This is a genomic window from Nitrosospira sp. TNL200 (genome assembly GCF_055386305.1).
Genome location: NZ_AP041003.1, coordinates 2,864,998 through 2,885,116, shown reverse-complemented (window position 1 = coordinate 2,885,116; position 20,119 = coordinate 2,864,998). Strand labels below are relative to the sequence as shown.

14 protein-coding genes are annotated in these 20,119 nt (G+C 56.4%); 11 read left to right on the top strand and 3 right to left on the bottom strand.

The window, feature by feature from the left end; genetic code table 11:
• Positions 1–41: 41 nt before the first annotated feature.
• Positions 42–1,733 (bottom strand): alginate export family protein, encoded by a 1,692-nt coding sequence (locus tag ACZ5CE_RS13045; protein ID WP_464575339.1) that lies wholly within the window; start codon positions 1,731–1,733, stop codon positions 42–44.
• A 164-nt stretch (positions 1,734–1,897) separates the two neighbouring features.
• Positions 1,898–2,125 (bottom strand): YezD family protein, encoded by a 228-nt coding sequence (locus ACZ5CE_RS13040; RefSeq protein WP_464575338.1) that lies wholly within the window; start codon positions 2,123–2,125, stop codon positions 1,898–1,900.
• Positions 2,126–2,442: 317 nt separating this feature from the next.
• Between ACZ5CE_RS13040 and ttcA the strand changes: the two genes are divergently transcribed.
• The 11 genes from ttcA (at position 2,443) to lpdA (ending at position 19,298) form a co-directional block, all read left to right on the top strand.
• Complete coding sequence (ttcA, locus tag ACZ5CE_RS13035) at positions 2,443–3,321, top strand: tRNA 2-thiocytidine(32) synthetase TtcA (RefSeq protein WP_464577526.1); 879 nt, start codon at positions 2,443–2,445, stop codon at positions 3,319–3,321.
• A 244-nt stretch (positions 3,322–3,565) separates the two neighbouring features.
• Complete coding sequence (locus ACZ5CE_RS13030; RefSeq protein WP_464575337.1) at positions 3,566–4,927, top strand: DegQ family serine endoprotease; 1,362 nt, start codon at positions 3,566–3,568, stop codon at positions 4,925–4,927.
• Between the two features lie 246 nt (positions 4,928–5,173).
• The gene (gene leuS, locus ACZ5CE_RS13025) at positions 5,174–7,789 is read left to right on the top strand and encodes a leucine--tRNA ligase (protein WP_464575336.1); all 2,616 of its coding nucleotides are present in this window, start codon (positions 5,174–5,176) and stop codon (positions 7,787–7,789) included.
• Between the two features lie 37 nt (positions 7,790–7,826).
• Positions 7,827–8,315, top strand: coding sequence for an LPS-assembly lipoprotein LptE (locus ACZ5CE_RS13020; protein ID WP_464575335.1), 489 nt, complete (start codon positions 7,827–7,829; stop codon positions 8,313–8,315).
• A 266-nt stretch (positions 8,316–8,581) separates the two neighbouring features.
• Positions 8,582–9,592, top strand: coding sequence for a DNA polymerase III subunit delta (gene holA, locus ACZ5CE_RS13015; protein ID WP_464575334.1), 1,011 nt, complete (start codon positions 8,582–8,584; stop codon positions 9,590–9,592).
• Positions 9,593–9,820: 228 nt separating this feature from the next.
• The gene (locus ACZ5CE_RS13010; RefSeq protein ID WP_464575333.1) at positions 9,821–11,086 is read left to right on the top strand and encodes a glutamate-5-semialdehyde dehydrogenase; all 1,266 of its coding nucleotides are present in this window, start codon (positions 9,821–9,823) and stop codon (positions 11,084–11,086) included.
• A 256-nt stretch (positions 11,087–11,342) separates the two neighbouring features.
• Positions 11,343–12,644, top strand: coding sequence for a hypothetical protein (locus tag ACZ5CE_RS13005; RefSeq protein WP_464575332.1), 1,302 nt, complete (start codon positions 11,343–11,345; stop codon positions 12,642–12,644).
• Between the two features lie 17 nt (positions 12,645–12,661).
• Positions 12,662–13,381, top strand: a complete 720-nt coding sequence (locus ACZ5CE_RS13000; RefSeq protein WP_464575331.1) for a hypothetical protein — start codon at positions 12,662–12,664, stop codon at positions 13,379–13,381.
• Complete coding sequence (locus tag ACZ5CE_RS12995) at positions 13,381–16,182, top strand: ATP-binding protein (RefSeq protein WP_464575330.1); 2,802 nt, start codon at positions 13,381–13,383, stop codon at positions 16,180–16,182. Before ACZ5CE_RS13000 ends, ACZ5CE_RS12995 begins: the two co-directional genes overlap by 1 nt.
• Complete coding sequence (locus tag ACZ5CE_RS12990; RefSeq protein WP_464575329.1) at positions 16,175–17,407, top strand: toprim domain-containing protein; 1,233 nt, start codon at positions 16,175–16,177, stop codon at positions 17,405–17,407. The genes ACZ5CE_RS12995 and ACZ5CE_RS12990 overlap by 8 nt, the downstream gene beginning before the upstream one ends.
• A 43-nt stretch (positions 17,408–17,450) precedes the next feature.
• Complete coding sequence (lpdA, locus tag ACZ5CE_RS12985; RefSeq protein ID WP_464575328.1) at positions 17,451–19,298, top strand: dihydrolipoyl dehydrogenase; 1,848 nt, start codon at positions 17,451–17,453, stop codon at positions 19,296–19,298.
• Between the two features lie 65 nt (positions 19,299–19,363).
• Here the strand turns inward: lpdA and ACZ5CE_RS12980 are convergent, their stop codons facing one another.
• Positions 19,364–20,014: a lytic transglycosylase domain-containing protein gene (locus tag ACZ5CE_RS12980; protein WP_464575327.1), complete on the bottom strand. Its 651-nt coding sequence runs from the start codon at positions 20,012–20,014 to the stop codon at positions 19,364–19,366.
• Between the last annotated feature and the right edge of the window lie 105 nt (positions 20,015–20,119).

The window sequence follows — 20,119 nt, the reverse complement described above, 5'->3', positions numbered from 1 at the left end:
TTTCCTTTTATGAGTTAGCCATGTGAAAATTTGTTTCTCCGTCAAAACGCGCTGATGACCACCTCGACATAGAAAAAATCCGAGCTGCCAGGACTTTTGCCGAGGGCCGCAATCTGGCGGTTACGCGTGAAATCGCCGCTGGTGAAGTGCGAGTAGCCCACGGTCGTATCGATGTTTGCAGTGAGCTTATAGCGTGCGCGGATATCGAAGTTGTGCCCGATGAAATCGCCGCTTCTCCCGGTGGGATCACGATTGAACCCGGGGTTTTTGATGGCGCTGTTGTTTCCATCGAGCAGATTATTGAAGCGATCGGTACTGCTGGCGAGCCAATACCAGCTGTAGCCGCCATCGATGCGCAGGTCTTTGGCGGGCTGGAATTCGAGCTTGATTTTTGGCACCTTGACATTTTCGAACACGATATAGTCATCCGCCGACCAGGGTCGCGCAAAGCCAAAGAATCGCTCGAAACGGTTGTCCACGTTGTCGTTGGGATGGCGATCGCCCGAGGCATAGCCGTAAAAAGCGCTCAGGCGCGGCTTCCAGCTATGCTGGAAGGTATATCCAGTTTCGAGGGTATAGCCATGGGCTTCATGGCGTTGCCCTGCATTCTGGCCGAACTGGTAGATCAGGTTGAAGTCGTAGTCGAGTCGGGTAGTGGGGATTTTTCCGTAACCCCGCAGGGCAGGAGCGTGAATTTCCCGGTCTATCTGTCCTGGCACTTTGCTGCCGTCCTGTACCAGGCCCATGTAATACGGCTGTAACGTGATGATTTGCGACCATTCGCGCCAGTGGCCGATCACCCCGTAAAACCAGACATTCTCGATCCGCTGGTCAAACTCGGTGGGCAGCCGTTTCACTGGTTGATAAGCCCATGTGTCGATTTCCCAATTGTTGGCCTCCTGGCCGAGATTGATGCGGAAGCCTTCGAAAGTATTGGTCGTATTGCGCCATTCATTGCGGCCGATCAGGCGCCGATCCAGCGCCTCATAAGCCATGCGTCCCGCCCGGAGTCTGATTGGGCGCTGCTGCTCGCGCGCGTCCTCGCCCAATGCGCCCCTGAAGTACAGCTCTCCATACGCCTGGATCAACTCAAATTCGTTGAAATCGCGATCATCATGCGGAAAGTGTCCGTTGTAGCGGCGCGAATCCTGGAACTCCACGGTGCCGCGTAGCGGATCGAGAATTTCCTTCACGCCAAGATATCCGCGAGTGCGCAACAGAAAGGGCTCATCGATCAGGAACCGGGTACGCCGTATGTCGTTGCTGCGAAATTCGTAACGGGTCCGGTGGTCCAGGCCCACATCCAGCCACGTGATATCCTTGAAAGCTTCGATGCCCGTCTTGCTCAGGTTCCGTACATACCGTGGCGGGTCGGATTCCGGCTGGGTGGAATAGCTGCTGGATGGGACGAAATAGCTCGCCGGTTTTTTTCCAGAGTCTTTGGCGGAAGCGGCTGGCTTGTCCGGCCCTGTTTCTGGCTTATCCGAAGACGGAAGCGCCCATTTGTCATTTTCACTGGATGGCTGAATCGCCCACTTATAATTCTCGGGGGATCCGATCGACCATTTATATGGGGTGGATGCTTCGGCCTGGGTCATTTTTTGCATGCGTTGTGTGGTTGTGCCGTAATTCCCGGATTTTCCCGTTTGCTCGTTGTTCTCATCCGCCTGAAGCGGTTTGATAAATAATGCGCTGATTGCGAAGGCATAAGCGATTCGCCAAAACACTTCCATTTCTCTCTCCTGAGCCGCCCGTCCGTTATTTCGGTTGGGGCGGAGATTTGCAGTTTCTGTATCACCTCCAATCGTCTGGTCGGTGTATTATTTTTTTGCCTCTTTTCGCCTTCAATCCCCTTCAATCTGACTGGCCGCCTATCCGAGTTTCTCTGGTTGCCACCTCAGGTGATGGCCCCACGGCCAGGCTGGTGGCGTTCCACGCGAATCTTCTCTCGGCGCTCTATCTGCACAACCTTGCCGTCATGAACCATGACTTCCACCGAACCATATTCGATACTGGCGATTACCCCCAGGATGCGCTGCCTGATATCGCGGGGAATCCGTTTGCCAGTCTCGCCTGGCAAAAAAAAATCTTCTTCCGGCTCGGCAATTTTTATATTTCCCGGCATTTCATTTCCCGTGATCAAGGAGACACAACAGCAAGTTACCAGCGCGTGCTTATATTTGAAACTAATAACATTTCATTTGTTTATCTGTTTTTTGCATATGCACGCGGATGCTTGATCAAGGCAGGATTCCACGTGAATAGGGTCGCGGCGATCGAAGCGAGCCTTCGGCCGCTTTCGGCCATATCGCAGGTACTGTCCAAACCTCATCCGATCTGGGAAAATCCCTTGTTGCGGGATGGCTGAACCCGGATTTGCGTAAAACATATCCAGGCGACCCGATCGATTATCAATTTCAGGAGTTTTCTGCGATGAGCATAATGGAGGAGGCTTCCAGAAAGACCCAATACGACGCCAACAAACTGCGGAAGCGGTTGAGGCGTCTCGTTGGCACCGCAATTGCCGATTTCAATATGATCGAGGAAGGGGATCGCGTGATGGTATGTCTCTCGGGCGGCAAGGACAGTTATGCCCTGCTCGATATCCTGCGCAACCTCCAGGCTCATGCTGAAACCCGGTTTGAGCTCATTGCCGTAAACCTGGATCAGAAACAGCCGGGCTTTCCCGAGCATGTGCTGCCCGGCTACCTCTCCGCGATCGGCATGCCCTTTCGCATTGTCGAGCAGGATACCTACAGTGTGGTGAAGCGGCTGATTCCGGAAGGAAAGACCACCTGCAGCCTCTGTTCGCGCTTACGCCGGGGAGTGCTGTATCGCGTTGCGGGTGAGCTGGGCGCGACCAAGATCGCGCTGGGGCACCATCGCGACGACATACTGGAGACGCTGTTTCTAAACCTGTTTTATGGCGGCAAGCTCAAAACCATGCCACCCAAGCTGGTGAGCGACGATGGCCGCAATATCGTGATACGCCCGCTCGCATATTGCAAGGAAAAAGACCTGGCTGCTTATGCAGAGATGGAAAATTTTCCCATTATTCCATGCAACCTGTGCGGCTCGCAGAAAAACCTTCAGCGCCAGGTCGTGGGGGAAATGCTGCAACACTGGGACAGGAAGTATCCCGGCCGGCTGGAAACCATGTTTACCGCATTGCAGAATATCCAGCCCTCGCATTTGCTCGACCCGGAGCTTTATGATTTCAAGGGGCTCAAGACTGGAAACGAGCCGTTCCCTGATGGGGACAAGGCCTTCGATCCGGAGATCTTCGAGTCGCGTGTGGAAGAAATTTCCCGTACAACCTGATACCTGATCGGGTTCAACAGGCAGCCTGCACTCTGGGAAAGCGATTCCGCAAAAACCGGATGGATCGGATGATAGATTAAAATGAATAGCCCTATTTGAACTGGATGGAACCTGGCCATTTTTTGAGGGATTGAGTAGTCCCGGCCCAAGAGGTTATCAATAAGCCAGACCAAGGGGTTGTCACTGAGCCAAAAAAATCGAGCATATCCATGAAGCATAAATCCGAAAAAATTCGAACATACTCATGAAGCATAAATTCACCTGGCTTCCGGTCATTTTTATTGCGGGCTCCTTTCTGATATCGTCTGCCTATTCAGCCATGCCGGTCATGGACGGGAAAAATGGAGTGCCGACACTTGCTCCGCTGCTGCAGGAGGTTACGCCGGCAGTGGTCAATATTTCAGTTCAGACACGTTCCGCCATCGAGGACAATCCGCTATTCCGCGATCCTTTTTTCCGGCGGTTTTTCAATATTCCCGACCAGGCGGAGCGTCCTGAACAGAGCGCGGGATCAGGCGTGATTGTCGACGGAGCTCACGGCTATGTAGTGACCAATTTTCATGTAATCAAGGATGCCCTGCGGGTAACGGTGACACTGAAAGACCGGCGTCAGTTTCAGGCAAAGCTGGTAGGAACGGATCCCGGCACCGATATCGCCTTGCTGAAAATCGATGCAAAGAAATTGCAGGCGCTGCGCCTTGGCAATTCCGATTTGCTCAATGTCGGCGATTTCGTCGTGGCAATCGGCAATCCGTTTGGCCTGGGGCAGACTGTGACGTCCGGCATCGTCAGCGCGCTGGGCAGAAGCGGGCTCGACATCGAAGGATACGAGGATTTCATCCAGACCGACGCATCCATCAATCCCGGAAACTCCGGCGGTGCACTGGTCAACCTCAAGGGTGAACTGGTCGGAATCAATAGCGCGATTATCGGACCTTCCGGCGCCAATGTCGGGATTGGTTTTGCGGTGCCCAGTGTCATGGTCAAGGCGGTAGTGGATCAGATCGTGCGCTTCGGCGAGGTGCGGCGCGGCAGGCTGGGGGCAAGCAGCGAAGACATTACGCATGACCTGGCGGCGTCCCTTGGACTTGCTTCCACTGCAGGCGCCATTGTCAGTACAGTCGATGCCAACTCGCCAGCGGAAAAGGCGGGCCTGAAGGCAGGAGATGTCATCATCGCGGTCAATGGAAAAAATATCAGGAGCTCTCTCGATTTGCGCAACAGGATAGGGCTGATGCCGATTGGAGAGACAGTGACTCTGGAACTGATAAGGAACGGCAAGCCTCTCACGACCAAGGTCAAGATTGCCAAGCCGCTGGACGTGCCAGGTACCGAGGCCGAAACGGTGCCTCAGCTTGCCGGCGCAACGGTGGCAAATTTCAAGGCCGAGTCGGCACGCGGGCCGGAGGGAGTCGTGGTAACAAAAGTCGAGGGCAATAGCCCGGCCTGGATGCATGGCCTCAGGCCCGGGGATATCATTGTCGGGGTCAACAGGAAAAAAGTGCGCTCGGTGCAGGAATTCCTTGCGGCCGTGCAGGCAAGCCAGGATTCGATCATACTCAGCCTGTTGCGCGGCGATTTCAGGCTGAGGATCATGATACGCTGACGTTTATCCTTCGACCGATCCATCTGCCGGGAATAGCGGATTAATTTCGCTATGGGGCCTGTCTTTACGATCTCTCAGCGATCTCAGTTGTTTGCAGGTTTTTCATCCGGAGAGTTGTTCAGCTCTTCCTTTTCCAATCCTGTTTCCCTCGTTTCCTGGGTTATCCCCCAGGCGGTGAGATGCGGGAACATGAAGGACTTTTATTCGCAGTATAATTCATGGCTTTAACGCGGAAAGCGGAAGTTCATGCAGGAAAAATACCACCCCCAGCAAATCGAGTCGGAAGCCCAGCAGTATTGGCGGTCAACCTCTGCCTTCAAGGCGGTGGAAATTTCCGGCAAAAAAAAATACTACTGCCTGTCCATGTTTCCCTATCCCTCCGGCAAGCTGCACATGGGACATGTGCGTAACTACACCATAGGCGATGTGTTGTCGCGCTACCATCGCATGCAGGGCAGCAACGTGCTGCAACCGATGGGTTGGGATGCTTTCGGGTTGCCCGCTGAAAATGCAGCGATGCAAAACAATGTTCCCCCGGCGAGATGGACCTACGACAACATCGCTTACATGCGGCAACAGCTGCAGAGCCTGGGTTTTGCCATCGACTGGAGCCGCGAGGTGACGACCTGCAGTCCCGAATATTACCGCTGGAACCAGTGGTTGTTTCTGCGAATGCTGGAAAAAGGACTGGCCTACAAGACTACCGGAACCGTCAATTGGGATCCGGTCGATCAGACTGTGCTTGCCAATGAACAGGTGATAGACGGCTGCGGCTGGCGCACCGGCGCACCTGTCGAAAAGCGCGAAATACCCATGTATTACATGAGGATTACCGGCTATGCCGACGAATTGCTCGAGGATCTGGACAGTCTGCCTGATTGGCCGGAGCGGGTCAAAACCATGCAGGCGAACTGGATTGGAAAGAGTTTTGGCGTGGATATCGTCTTTCCACCCGATATTCCATCGGGAATGCCGCAGCCATTGAAGGTATTCACTACCCGCGCCGACACCCTGCTCGGTGCGACCTACGTGGCGATTGCCGCCGAGCACCCGGTTGCGCTCCATGCGGCTGAACATGACCCCGAGCTTGCGGAATTCCTGGATCAATGCAGGCACGGAGCCACCATGGAAGCGGAGATCGCCACTCAGGAAAAGAAGGGCATGGATACGGGCCTGCGCGCGACGCATCCGCTTACGGGGGAGAGCCTTCCCGTTTGGGTCGCGAATTACGTGCTTATGGGCTACGGCGAGGGCGCAGTCATGGCGGTTCCTGCCCACGATGAGCGTGATTTTGAGTTTGCGGCGAAATACGGGCTGCCGGTCAAGCCCGTCATCAAGCCGCACGAAGGGGATCTTGCCATTCCCCTGCGACAGGCCTACGTGGAACAGGGAGTTACTTTTGATTCGGGGAAATTCTCGGGCCTGGGATTCGATGCCGCGGTGGAAGCAATTGCGGCGGAGCTGGAAAAGAAGGGGCTGGGAGCGAAGCGCACGCACTACAGGTTGCGTGACTGGGGTATTTCCCGCCAGCGCTACTGGGGTTGTCCGATCCCCCTCATACATTGCGGTCGATGCGGAACAGTACCTGTGCCGGATGCGGATTTGCCGGTGGTACTCCCCGAAGACCTGGTGCCGGATGGTTCTGGCAATCCTTTGGCAAAAGAGCCGTCCTTTTACGAGTGCGCATGCCCCCGTTGCGGCGGCAGCGCGCGCCGGGAAACGGATACCATGGACACGTTCGTTGACTCCTCATGGTATTACACCCGTTTTGCCTGCGCAGATCAGGATAAATCCATGACGGACGGGCGCGTGGATTATTGGCTGCCGGTAGACCAGTATATCGGCGGCATCGAGCATGCGATATTGCACCTCCTCTATTCCCGCTTCTGGAGCAAAGTGATGCGCGACCTCGGCCTGGTAAATTTCGATGAACCATTCAGGAATCTGCTTACCCAAGGCATGGTGCTGAACGAAATCATGTTCCGGAAGACCGATAGCGGGCGTATTCACTATTTCAACCCGGCGGAGGTGGAGGTTCAAACCGATGAGCTAGGCAGGCACATCGGGGCAATCTTACGCACGGATGGCGAACCGGTTGAATTCGGCGGTATCGGCACCATGTCCAAATCCAAGAATAATGGCGTTGATCCGCAAAAACTGGTTGAGCAGTATGGCGCCGATACCGCGCGCCTGTTCATGATGTTTGCCAGCCCTCCCGAGCAGACGCTGGAATGGGCGGATACGGGAGTCGAGGGAGCGTTCCGTTTTTTGAAGCGCTTGTGGAAGCAGGTATACGAGCATATTCATGCTCAAGAGGAGGAAGGGAGAAAGGGGCCCGGCGATTTGGTGCAGCATGATGAGAATGCTGCCGAGATCAAAGCGTTGCGTTTCAGGCTGCATCAGACTATTGCCAAGGTCGGCGACGATCTGGGCAGGCGCCACACCTTCAATACCGCCATCGCGGCGGTGATGGAATTGATGAATACGCTGGGCAAGTTGCGGAACACGGACCCGGAAGCGCGCCAGCTCATGCAGGAGGCCCTGGAAAACATCGTGTTGCTGCTTTCGCCCATCGTTCCCCATGTTTGCCATGCATTGTGGCGCGAGTTGCGGCCAGGCACCGAGCTTCTGGATCAGCCGTGGCCCCGCGCAGACGATATGGCCCTGGTGCAGGATGAAATCGAGTTGATAGTCCAGGTCAATGGCAAACTGCGCGACAGGATAAGGGTTGCTCGGGACGCCGATCTGGCTGCTATCGAATGTCTGGCGTTTGAAAGTGATCAGGTGAAAAAATTTGTTGCTGGCGGAACGGTAAAAAAGGTTGTACTGGTGCCGGGCAGATTGGTTAATATCGTCGTATAAAGGTTCCTGGAGTAATGTTTAACGTGAGATTCATGCCATGAAGAGAATCATCCTGGTGCTATTTTGCGGTTTGCTCGCCGCCTGCGGCTTTCAATTGCGTGGCACGGCTAACCTTCCCTTTCAGACGATCTATGTCTCTTTCCCGACGGGACACCCCATCGGCACTGACGTAAAACGCTTCATCAAGGCGGGAACCAATACGCGCATCGTGGAGAAGCCCAAGGATGCGCAGGCCCTGCTGGAGATCATCAGCGTCGTAAACGACAAGCAGATCATGTCGGTTTCCGGAGGCGGCCGGGTGCGGGAGTTCGAATTGCGCTACCGCGTGTCGTTTCGCCTTCTCGATGCGAAAGGTATGGAGTTGATTCCTACCAACGAGATCGCCCTGCGGCGGATTCTTCCCTTTACCGATGCCCAGGTCGTGGCCAAGGAAGGGGAGGAGGCAATGCTTGTGCGGGAAATGCAGAATGATTCCGCGGCACAAATAGTGCGGCGGCTGGAATCCGTCAAGGTGGCTTCGCATTGAATCTCAAGTTTGCGGCGAACAGGCCGAATCGATTCCCGGGTTGATGCGCACCGTTGGCCGTGCGATACATTACGGCGTAGTCTTCCTTATTCCCCTATTCTTATGGAATCTTGTTTCCTGTCTTTCCGGACAGCGTCGTGCAAGCAATCGGCGGAATGGGCCGCTGCTCCGCTCTCGCTACCTGTCGCGTTCTGCGGCAGCGTTCTGTGCTATTTTCCGTGTGCAGGCTGATCAGCCTGTGACACGACGAACACGACAAGCACGCTATGCGCATTCATGCCGATGATCTTGCCCGGTATCTGCGAAAGCAGCTTGCTCCGCTTTATACAGTCTTTGGCGACGAACTGCTGCTGGCAATCGAGGCTGCCGACCTGATTCGTGCCACAGCACGCCAGGCTGGCTATGTTGAGCGCGAGGTTTTTAATATCGACCATCGCTTTAACTGGACGGAACTGCAGTATCGCAGCAGTAGCCTGTCGCTGTTCGGTGCCCGGCGCGTGATGGACATACGCATTCCTTCCGGTAAGCCGGGGAGCCAGGGCAGCGAGGCCATACAGGAATATTGCCGCGCGCTGCCGATGGATACCGTTACTCTGGTTACGCTGCCCAAAATGGACAAGCAGAGCTCCGCGGCCAAGTGGTTCAGAGCGCTCGAGGAGGCGGGAGAGACGGTGCCTATCGCTCCTGTCGAGCGCGGCCGGCTACCGGCATGGATCGGCCAGCGGCTCACCTTGCAGAAACAGAACGCGAGTCCGGATACCTTGCAATTTATCGCGGAGAAAGTGGAAGGAAATCTGCTTGCGGCCTATCAGGAAATACAGAAACTGGCATTGCTTTATCCCGAAGGCGCTTTGTCTTTCGACCAGGTGAAGCATGCCATACTGGATGTGGCGCGCTACGATGTATTCAAGTTATCCGGTGCGATGATGACGGGAGATATGGGTCGCTACACTCGCATATTGGAGGGATTGCAAGGAGAGGGAGCGGCGTTGCCGCATATCGTCGGTACCCTTTCCACGAGCATCCGCTCGCTCATCGCGGTTCGCAAGGGAGCGGATTCGGGCCAGTCTGTCACGCAGATAATGAAGCAGGTCGGAGCTTGGGGAAACCAGCAGAAAGCGATGGAAGGCGCGGCAGCGCGCCTCAGCTTCAGGCAGTTGATGAATGCATTGGTGCATTTGGCGGAAATAGACAGGATCAGCAAGGGTGTTGCCAGGGGGGATGCCTGGGATGAGTTGTTGCAGTTGGGGTTACGCTTTTCCCCTGCTCGGCGGTAGAATGAAACGCGTCCACATTCCACATGAGTGGGAACGGGAGTGCAGGCATAGTCGCATTGCCCGGCAGCGGCAATGCGAGGGAATCATAATCCTGAAATCCGCCCTGTAGCGAACTCACCATGTAGGTGAACGTCAAGCACTGCGGAAAGTCCTTGTGCATCATGGCTCTAAACTGAAAATGAGCGGTCAACTGCCGGATTTGGGATAATTGTTGAATGGAGCGGGGTTATGGACGTGATAGACGTAAAAACCTATATGCAGTCGGTAGGGCGCGAAGCGCGCTGTGCCGCACGCACGATTGCCAGGGCTGAGACCGCGACAAAGAATCGCGCGCTTGCCCACATGGCCATGGCCATCAGACGCGATGAACAGCCTTTGCTGGATGCCAACGCCAGGGATGTGGAGCAGGCGAGAAGCCGCGGGCTGGAACCCGCAATGATAGACCGCCTGACACTCACGCCCAGGAGTATTGCGGGAATGGCGGAGGGTCTGGCGCAAATAGCGGCGCTGGCAGACCCGGTTGGAGAAATCACCGATTTGAATTACCGGCCTTCGGGGATACAGGTTGGAAAAATGCGTGTCCCCCTGGGCGTAATCGGCATCATTTATGAAGCGCGTCCCAATGTCACGGCGGATGCCGCCGGGTTGTGCCTGAAATCGGGAAACGCGGCGATTCTTCGGGGCGGTTCTGAAGCCATGCACAGCAACCAGGCAATCGCGGCATGCGTGAAAGAAGGGTTGCGAGTGGCTGGATTGCCGGAAACCGGCATACAGGTGATCGAAACGACCGATCGCGCAGCAGTGGGCGAATTGATCACCATGCGGGAATTTGTCGATGTGATCGTTCCGCGCGGAGGCAAGGGCTTGATAGAACGGATCGCCAATGAAGCCCGCATTCCCGTCATCAAGCATCTGGACGGAGTATGCCATGTTTATATCGACGAGGGCGCCGATGTGGCGAAGGCCATACGCATTGCCGACAATGCCAAGACCCAGCGCTACGGCACCTGCAATACGATGGAGACCCTGCTGGTGCATGAGGGCATTGCCAGCGAGGTGTTGCCTCCGCTGTTCAGGATTTATCTCGACAAAGGGGTGGAGTTGCGCGGCGACGAGGCCACGCGCGCCATCCTTGCGCAGGCGAACGAGGCGACCGAAGAAGACTGGGGCATGGAATATCTGGCGCCGATTCTCAGCATTCGCATTGTAAGCGGGTTGGATCAGGCCATGGACCATATCGCCGCATATGGCTCGCAGCATACCGATACAATTGTTACCGAGGATTACAGCCGCGCTCGCCGTTTCCTGCGCGAAGTGGATTCCAGTTCGGTAATGGTGAATGCTTCCACGCGTTTCGCCGACGGATTCGAGTATGGGCTCGGCGCGGAAATCGGCATCTCCACAGACAAGATCCACGCGCGAGGCCCGGTCGGATTGGAAGGATTGACCAGCCAGAAATTCATCGTATTGGGAGACGGGCACATACGAACTTGAACGAACTTGACGATGAGGGAGAAAACAGGGATTACTCCCGAAGTCTTCTCATTGATCTGCAGGTCATTCAAGCCTGCTCCCCAGAAAATCTGGCTGTTTCCGACGCTTGGGCTAGCAGGAGCGGGAAGGAGCGGGCAGGAGTGACAAAGGCCCGACGCGCAGTCATTCGGTTCCTTTCATCCTGAATCCGGCAGCCTTTGTGGATCATGGTTCCAAACTAAAAAAGCGGTCAACTATCGGATTTAGGTTCATATTCATGACTTCTTTTTCTTCGCCCGAAACCGGCAATGCAAGCTCCTTATCGGCAGGATTAGGCGAATTTTTTGCGCAAGGAATCGAAGCGGCCGATCTGCCTGCGTTATTCCCGCTTCTCCGGGCTCGCGAGGCTCTCAACGCGCTCATCACGTTATTCCGGGGCGGCGAGGATGAAGTCCTGGTGCGTCTCATGGTGCTGCGGGAAATTGGAACACGGGCTGACGCGCCATGCTGGAGCCCACAGGAATTGCAGGCTCATTTTGGCTATCTCGATCCGGTGAAGCTCGATACCGTGCTCAAGCGCCTGCGTGAAAATGATTTGCTGGTCTGGGACCCGGAACAGCGCATCTACCAATTGAGTTCCATCGGCCGCCTCACTCTTTCGGCGCTGGCCACCTTGTTGAATTTCGCTGGAGAAAGCGATGCGGAACTTGGTTACATTACGGCCCAGGTGGCCGCGGGACAGGCAATCGGGAGAGTGTCGGCCGAAACGTTGCAGCACTTGCTCGGCAGGCTGAATGAATTGCAAAATGAATTCGATCAGGCCGTATTGGCGGGTTCCGAATTCCGGTTGCGGCGCTCCCAGGCGAAACTGGCCTCGGTGTGGCATTGGGTGGAAAAAGGTACCGAGATCATCCGTACCATGACGGGCGATGGCGATCTGGATACCGCTACTTATCGCGTCGCCCAATCCGTCGGCCAGGCACAGAGCCGCATGTTGCGCATGACCGGCGTCTTTCAGCGCGCGCTCAGCAGCCTCGAGCGGCAACGGGTGCATCTGGGACAAAGTGGCCTTTCCTCCTCGGATATCATGGCCTGGCTGCGCAATCAGTCGCAGGAGCAACTGGCTTCTGTTGCCGACCTTGCCTTATTCGCCTACCCGCAGCCCGTGTTTATTACCCCCCACGAAATGCTGGATACAGCGGAGTATGAGCTGATCGAGCGTGAGCGTGAAAAAGCCGCCCTCTCGGTCCTGCCGCCGCCCAATGCTGCTCCCGAAACGGCTCGTATCGAGGCCGAACGGCTGGTATTGCTGGAACAGTTTCTAGGAAATATGAATAGCATCGAAACCGAAGCAGACCTCGGAGATGTCGTGATAGGCGGCGCCTATCACCAGGCAGCCTACCGCATGTCGCTGCTGGCCATGCTTAACGATATCGATGGCGGCCTCCTGACTGGTTCCATGGCGGAATTGGCGGCTGCGCCGTTCAAACTGAAGGTATCGCCCGACACACGCAAGATTCAGCGTGATGGTGTCGAGGAAATCAGCGTGGGAATGCTGGAGCGCACCCGGTCTTCGTAACAGAGGTTGCCAAGCCCATGAATATGGAAATCCAGACTCTGATTGCGCGCTTGTTGGCGCATCGCTATGTCGAGCGCGAGGATAGCCTTGCCCGGCGTGCGTTGACTGACGAAGCATTCCGGGCCGAGCTCGACTTGCGGCTGGCCGCCTGCGGGCTGCATCTGCTGGAAAATCCTTATGCCGGCCATATTGCCGTGGGCCTTCAGCGCGAGATGGAAGACCCGGTATTCGGCCGGCAGGATAACTGGCTGAGTAACAATATGGGCCTGCAACGCGATGGCGTGGCGCTGCTGGTGGTATTGTGGGCGCTCATCATTTTGCCGAAGCGCGAGCGTCAGGTCGCCCGGCATGATAAGGAAGCGATGGATCAGGGTGACATGTTCGCTGCGGAGAAGCCTCTGCCGCGCGGCGAAGGGGTTTCCGCCGGTGTGGCTGAACGCACGCTGCTGGCCGATTTTGCTCCCAAACTGGGCGGCAAGATGCGGGTCAATGTGAATTTGGGAATACTCTCCCGGCTGGGTTTCATCCAGCGCCGCAACAAGATGATTTACGAGGGGCCGGCACTCGATTTGCTGATGGAATATCCGGTTCTGGAATCGCGCATTATCGATGGAGCGCTTTCGGACATGCTGTCCAATCGAGGCTGCCCGGACAAAATAGCGCCAGCAGACGACAGTATCGTGAACGCTGCTGATTCCGAATCCGGCGAAGAGGGACAACGGTTGATGGATGCCTGATGTTTCATATCAAATCCCTTGAACTCGTCCATTGGGACTACTGGCAGCGCTTCACGCTGCCGCTGGACGCCCAGATCGTTACCATCGTCGGGCCCAACGGCTCGGGCAAGACCACGCTCCTCGATGCCCTGAGAACGCTGCTTGCGCTGAAATGCTCCGGCAAACGCGAGTACAAGCGCTACGTTCGCCGTTCCAGCGAGGTTTTCGCCTGGCTGCGCGCGGTAGTGGACAACCGACGAATGGATAATCGGCGCCATCCTTTTTTTCCGTTGCTGGACGATGAAGTAACCCTGGCCTGCCGTATCCGTAAGCAGGGAGGCGAGTGGCAGCGTCAATACCTGATTGTTCCGGGCAACGTAACCATCGAAAATCTCGAATCTTCCAGCGATTGGCTGGGAGTCATCGAATACCAGCGGCGCATGGATAGCGCCGGCCTCACGAAGGCCATGGCAGAAGTGCTATCGCTGGAACAGGGTGATACCGACAAGCTTTGCGAATATTCTCCGAAGGCTTTGCTGGACCTGGTTTTTCAGGTATTCGGCGATAAACAGGTATTGGATGCCTATCTCGAAGCCAAGGGGCAGCAGCGCGAAATCGAACGTGAATTGCAGGAGATGAGCAATAACCTGGAAGCGCTCGATAACAAAGTTGAGAAAATGACTTTCAAGGTCAACAACTTTATCCAGTGGCGTGGCCTGAAGGAGGAGCAGGTCAGACTGCAGAGCGAGGTTCTGCCGCGCTTGCAGGTGCTCGATCTGAAGGAATCCATCAATGGGGCACGCAGCCAGATCCAGGGAAACAGGCGGCTGTCGCGTGAAAAGCAACGGCTGCTGGCCGCAGAAGACGCTGCCCTTGCCGCCCTCGGTGTTGTATTGCGAGCGGCGAAAGAACGGGAAGAGGCGCTGCAACTGGCGGAAAGATGTGCCACAGAGGATTTTCATGCGGCACGGGAGGCGGTGATCAAAACCGCCGCCTTGCTGGAGCAGCGCGATCACCTCGTTTCGTTGAGCCGGGCAGGGCACGGTGAAGATTTGGCTGCCCTGGCTGAAGCATTGGGTTGCGAGCGCCAGCGTCTGGCCTCATTGCAGAACGAATTGTCGGCAGCCCGTACTCGACTGGATGAGCTCAATGTCCTTGTGGATGCGCTCAAAAGCGGTAAGCAGGTTCCGCCCGAATATGTGAGGGAGTTTCGAGGCGCATTGAACCGGGAGGGGATCCCCCATCGCATGTTGACCGAAATCATCGAGGTCATCGATCCGGTTTGGCAAGCGGCGGTGGAAGCGCTGCTTGCGCCTTATCGCCAGCTGATTCTGCTGGAGAACGAAGCGGATCGGGTCGAGGCGTGGCGCATTGGTGAAAAACTGCGCTACCGGTATTTTGTGGCAGCCGGCCGGGTGGCCTCTTCCGTCCCCCAGTCCGGTTCGTTGCTTGAGATCGTGCGGTTCACGGCCGATGCTCCCGGCTGGCTGATTCAGCTATTGAATCAGGTGCAGCGTGTCCAGGACACGCAGGCAGGCGCCGAATTCCCGGCAGTGCAAAACTGGATCACTCGCGCCGGTTATCATCGAGAGCGGCGCGGCGGACGTTTTATCGGCGTTGACTCCGCCGATTATCATTTTGGCGAGGGGGGCAGAAAAAGCCGGCTGGACGCCTGGACGGGGGAAACGAAGATGTTATCCGCTCAAATCGGGAAATTGACTGGAGAAGAGGCGGATTTGCATGGCGGGATTGCCCGGAAACAGGCGCAGCTCGACGGTTTCGATGCTGCGCAAATGCTGGCGCTGCGGGCTGACGAATTTTCGCGTGCAGCAGATCTTGTCGGTGCATTGAGAGAAACGGCTCAGCGAGCGGCCGGCGAAGTGGCGGCTGTCTCGGGGAAGAGAGCGGAGGCGGTGGAATCACGCCACCAGATCGAAGTAAAACTGGAAACTACCCGTATTACGCATGCTCGGCTGGCGCAGGAAACAGCGGTGCTGATACCCCAACTGCAAAACCAGCGTATCGAAAACGTCAAGCGTATCCAGCGGTTGCGCCATGACCGCAAAGGCATGCCGCCCGCCTGGTATGTTCCTGCCGCACTACTCAAGTTACGCGAAGAGTTCGCTTCGGCGGAAGCAGTAAAACTGCATCTGCGCCAACTGGAAAACCGCCTGGATAACGAGGATTGGCAAACCGACGAAAGCATCATCGCGCTGCGTGATAAATTGCGAAGGGATCTGGAGGAAATGCAGGCGGACGTATCGAGGCGTCGTGCCGCGAATGAGCGTGCGCAGAGTCTTACCCACGAAGCCCGCGATGCCTATATCAACCGGCTTCGCGCCACGATCCGGCGTTACGGAAAAAATATCAGGGAGCTGGGTCAGCTTGCGGGAATCGAGGTGCAATGCGAGCCACCACATCTGGAAAATGACGACCTGGTGCTGGCGCAGGCGGGATTGGCGGTGCATTTCAATTTCGATCAGAAGGGACTGACCGGATTGAATGATGGCGAAGCTTCCGGCGGCCAGCAGGTAATGAAATCACTTATTTTGCTGGTTGGACTGATGATGGATGAAAGCCAGCCCGGCGGGTTCGTATTCATTGACGAACCTTTTGCGCATCTCGACATCTTCAATATCGATCGCGTCGGCAGTTTCCTCAAGGCCACGCGCGCTCAATACCTGATTACCACGCCCATTACCCATAATGTGAATGTCTATGATCCTGCGGAACTGACGCTGGTGACTTACAAGAAACGTCCGGGAGAGCCTTGGGCGCCTCCCCTTGCACAGGTCAGCCGGCAGAAGGTGCTGCATGCATGAGCTGGAAACCTGGGGAGGACCGGATGCGCTTGGGGTCCGTATCCGTAATCTCGACGTGGGAGCCAAAAGCACGCTGCGTGGAAAGCGCCTGCGTCGAGCCTTCCCCGGCACGGCATTTCCCGGTGTGGTGCGCACTATTGGCAGTTGGCCGATGGAGTGGCGGGAGCTGCTCATCGACTGGCTAAAGGCATCATCTCCAAAACGCAAATGGGATACCCTGTTGGTAGCGGCGGGAGGCCGTCGCGTGCATCTTGCGGATGAACTGCTGGACGCGCTGCTGCGCAATGGCTGGGTGGAGGTGGAGGAACGGTGGCAATCCGGGCGTTGGCTGCCGGTATGGGTGAATTTTCTTGAATCTTCTGCATTACGGCATCAATTGGGGTTGCCGGACAAGGATACACTGGACCGGTTGTTTCGCACCGAAGTGCTGCATCCCTTCAAGGACTCTCGCCTTGTGAACGCGCAGCAAAGCCTGAATGCGTCTCCCCCGCAATCGGCATTGCGCCGGCTGGCGTTACTGCGCGCGCTTGATGATTGGCTGGCTGGCGAGCGCTGCGGTACTCGCCGCGATTTTTCCCTGTTTGCGCGCGGCGCCACCAAAGCGGTCTCCAGCGCCGAGTGGGATTGGCTGGAGCGCCATCTGAACCTGGTCGAGCTGGGGATCGAGAAGCATACCCCGGCGATCTGGATACGGGGACCGGTCATATTGTTGCGCGGGGATCTCGGCCTCGATGTCGGGTTGGTCGATGATTGCATTGCGCTGACGCCGGATACGCTGCGCAATCTGACCAGCATTAAAGGGCATATCGGCTACTGGCGAATACTCGAAAACCGTACCAGTTTTGAGCGCGTCGCCCGCGGCCATGGGGACAGGGATTTTGTGGTGTGGCTGCCGGGCTTTGCGCCTTTATGGTGGCAACAAAGTGTCGCGCAACTCCTGGCATTGTGCCCGGCACCTGCGCTGCTTGCTTGCGATCCTGATCCTGCGGGAATCGAAATCGCATTGCAGACGGCCGGAATCTGGGAAGCAGCAGGGTTATCCTGGGAGCCCTGGGGCATGGATGTGGAAACCTTGTCCAATCTGCCCTGCTGCCTGCCATTGAGCGAAGACGATAAGGAACAGTTGCAGCGCTTGCTAAGGCGGCCGCTGCCAGCCGGTTTGCGTACGCTGGCCGACTGGATGCTCGTCCATGATAAAAAAGGCGAGCAGGAAGGGGCGATATAATCGGGAAGCATGGATAAATTTACTGAATTTACTGAAAGAGATCATGAATAATCTGGTGGAGATACGTATCCCCGATGTTGGCGATTTCAAGGATATTCCTGTCATCGAACTCCTGGTAAAACCGGGAGATACGGTCGAGAAGGAAACATCACTCATTACGCTGGAAACCGACAAGGCGACGATGGAGATTCCTTCTCCTCAAGCTGGGGTGGTAAATAAAATCCACGTCAAGATAGGCGACAAGGTCTCTCAAGGTTCCCTGATATTGACCCTGGAAGCAGAGGCGCCACCGGTAGAGGACGCAGCACAGGCGGCTCGATCCGCTGGAGCCACCGTAGCTGCAGAGTCGGCCGATCCGGTCAAAAGATTTGTTTCTGCTGCGCCAGAAAATGATTCGGTACAGGAACCGGGTGGTTCGGCCACCGCCACATCGTCCTCGACATCGGCTTTTGTGCCGAGCGGTGATATCCACGCGGAGGTGGTGGTGCTGGGTGCCGGTCCGGGCGGCTACACGGCGGCATTTCGTGCTGCCGACCTGGGCAAAAAAGTGGTATTGATCGAGCGCTATCCTGCGCTCGGCGGCGTATGCCTGAATGTCGGATGCATTCCCTCCAAGGCTTTGCTGCATATCGCCAAGGTCATCACCGATGCGGAGGAGGCTGGGCGCCAGGGTATCGGTTTTGCCAAGCCTGGCATAGAGCTGGACAGGCTGCGAAGCTGGAAGGAATCCGTCGTAGGTAAACTTACCAAGGGCTTGGGGGTTCTGGCGAAACAGCGCAAGGTGACGGTAGTGCAGGGGAAAGGCCGGTTCAGTTCGCCCCACATGATCGAGGTGGAAACATCGATCGGCCCGAAAACCGTATCGTTCGAACACTGCATCGTTGCCGCGGGCTCGAGCGCGGCGGGCATACCAGGCTTTCCCTACGGCGATCCTCGCCTCATGGATTCGACCGGCGCATTGAAACTGGAGGATATTCCGAAGCGGATGCTCATCATTGGCGGGGGCATCATCGGCCTGGAAATGGCAACGGTATACGATGCGCTCGGCAGCAGGGTGAGCGTGGTGGAATTGATGGATCAACTGATTCCCGGCGCGGACCCGGACCTCATCAAGCCGTTGCATCGGCGCATACAGAAACGCTACGAGGCCATCTATCTCAGGACCAGGGTTACCGGCATCGAGGTTTCCGGCAGTGGCCTGAAAGTGGCCTTCGAGAGTGCTTCGGATGCGCCGGCACCCGAGCCGCAGGTATACGACCGCATCCTGGTCGCTGTGGGCCGCAAGCCGAACGGACGCGATCTTGGGGCGGATAAGGCGGGCGTCAATGTCGATCCACGCGGATTCATCCCGGTGGATAAGCAGTTGCGCACCAATATCCCGCATATTTTTGCCATAGGGGATATTTGCGGCGAACCCATGCTGGCCCACAAGGCTTCCCATGAAGGCAAGCTTGCCGCGGAAATCATCGCAGGTGGGAAAGAAGCCCAGTCGGCAAGGTTCGATGCCCGCGCCATTCCTTCCGTCGCTTATACCGATCCCGAAATTGCCTGGATGGGCTTGACAGAAACGGAAGCCGGCAAGCAGGGAATCGAATTCGAAAAGGCGGTGTTCCCCTGGGCCGCAAGCGGCCGCGCAATCGCAATGGCGCGCGACGAAGGCATGACGAAGCTGCTGCTGGACAAGGAAACGCGGCGCATCCTTGGGGCGGGCGTGGTTGGTGTCAATGCGGGCGAGCTGATTGCCGAAACCGTGCTGGGACTGGAAATGGGTGCGGACATGGAAGATATCGGCCTCACCATCCATCCCCACCCGACGCTATCCGAAACGGTCTTCTTTGCTGCCGAAATCGCGGAGGGGACAATTACCGATCTTTATATGCCGAGGAAGTAGAATTCCGGCATTCAGGTTTTGATTTTCTGCTTTGTATCGACGTGCGTGCCTGGAAAATGAACGGATCAGCTTTCTCGTTTCGTTTGAGCGATCCCGGTGCTTTTCCGATACTGGTGATACAGCTCCAGCACTTTGGGCACGTAAGTCCTGGTTTCTGCATAGGGCGGGATTTGATAACCATGCTTGACGACGCTATTCTCCCCGGCGTTGTAGCCAGCCAGCGCCAGGCTTAGATTCCCATTAAACATTCTCAGCAGGTCGCGTAGGTAACGCGCGCCGCCGTGAAGATTCTGTACCGGATCTAACCGGTCCGTCACACCGTAGCGCTGCGCGGTTTCCGGCATGAGTTGCATCAAGCCAGCCGCCCCTTTTTTCGAAACCGCCGATGTGTCATAGGCTGATTCCGTAGATACGATTGCGTGGATCAGCGCGCTTTCAAGGGCATAAGCATCGGCGATCGCTTTGATGGTGGCCTCATACCGGGCCTTGGCCGGTGATCCGGCTCGCCTGGCGCTTCGCCTGGCGCCGGTCTTGTCGTCCACGGCACGATTGGGACCGGCAAATGGAATATAACGTTTATCTGTAGGCACATTGGAAAAGTGCATTACGCCTTCGCTGTCGGTGAACCAGTAGATTTCGGCGAAGGCTGGCTGCGGCGCAACGCACGCCAGCAAGGCTGACAGGATAAGAGCCTGCAGGATGGATTTTTTGCTCATGCCTTCAAGAACGCATCGCGATTATTCTTCATTGTGAGGCCAATCTTGACTTATGCCAGCATTTTGAATCGAAGAGAGTCCGGTATGGTTGTTTATGTATCCCGG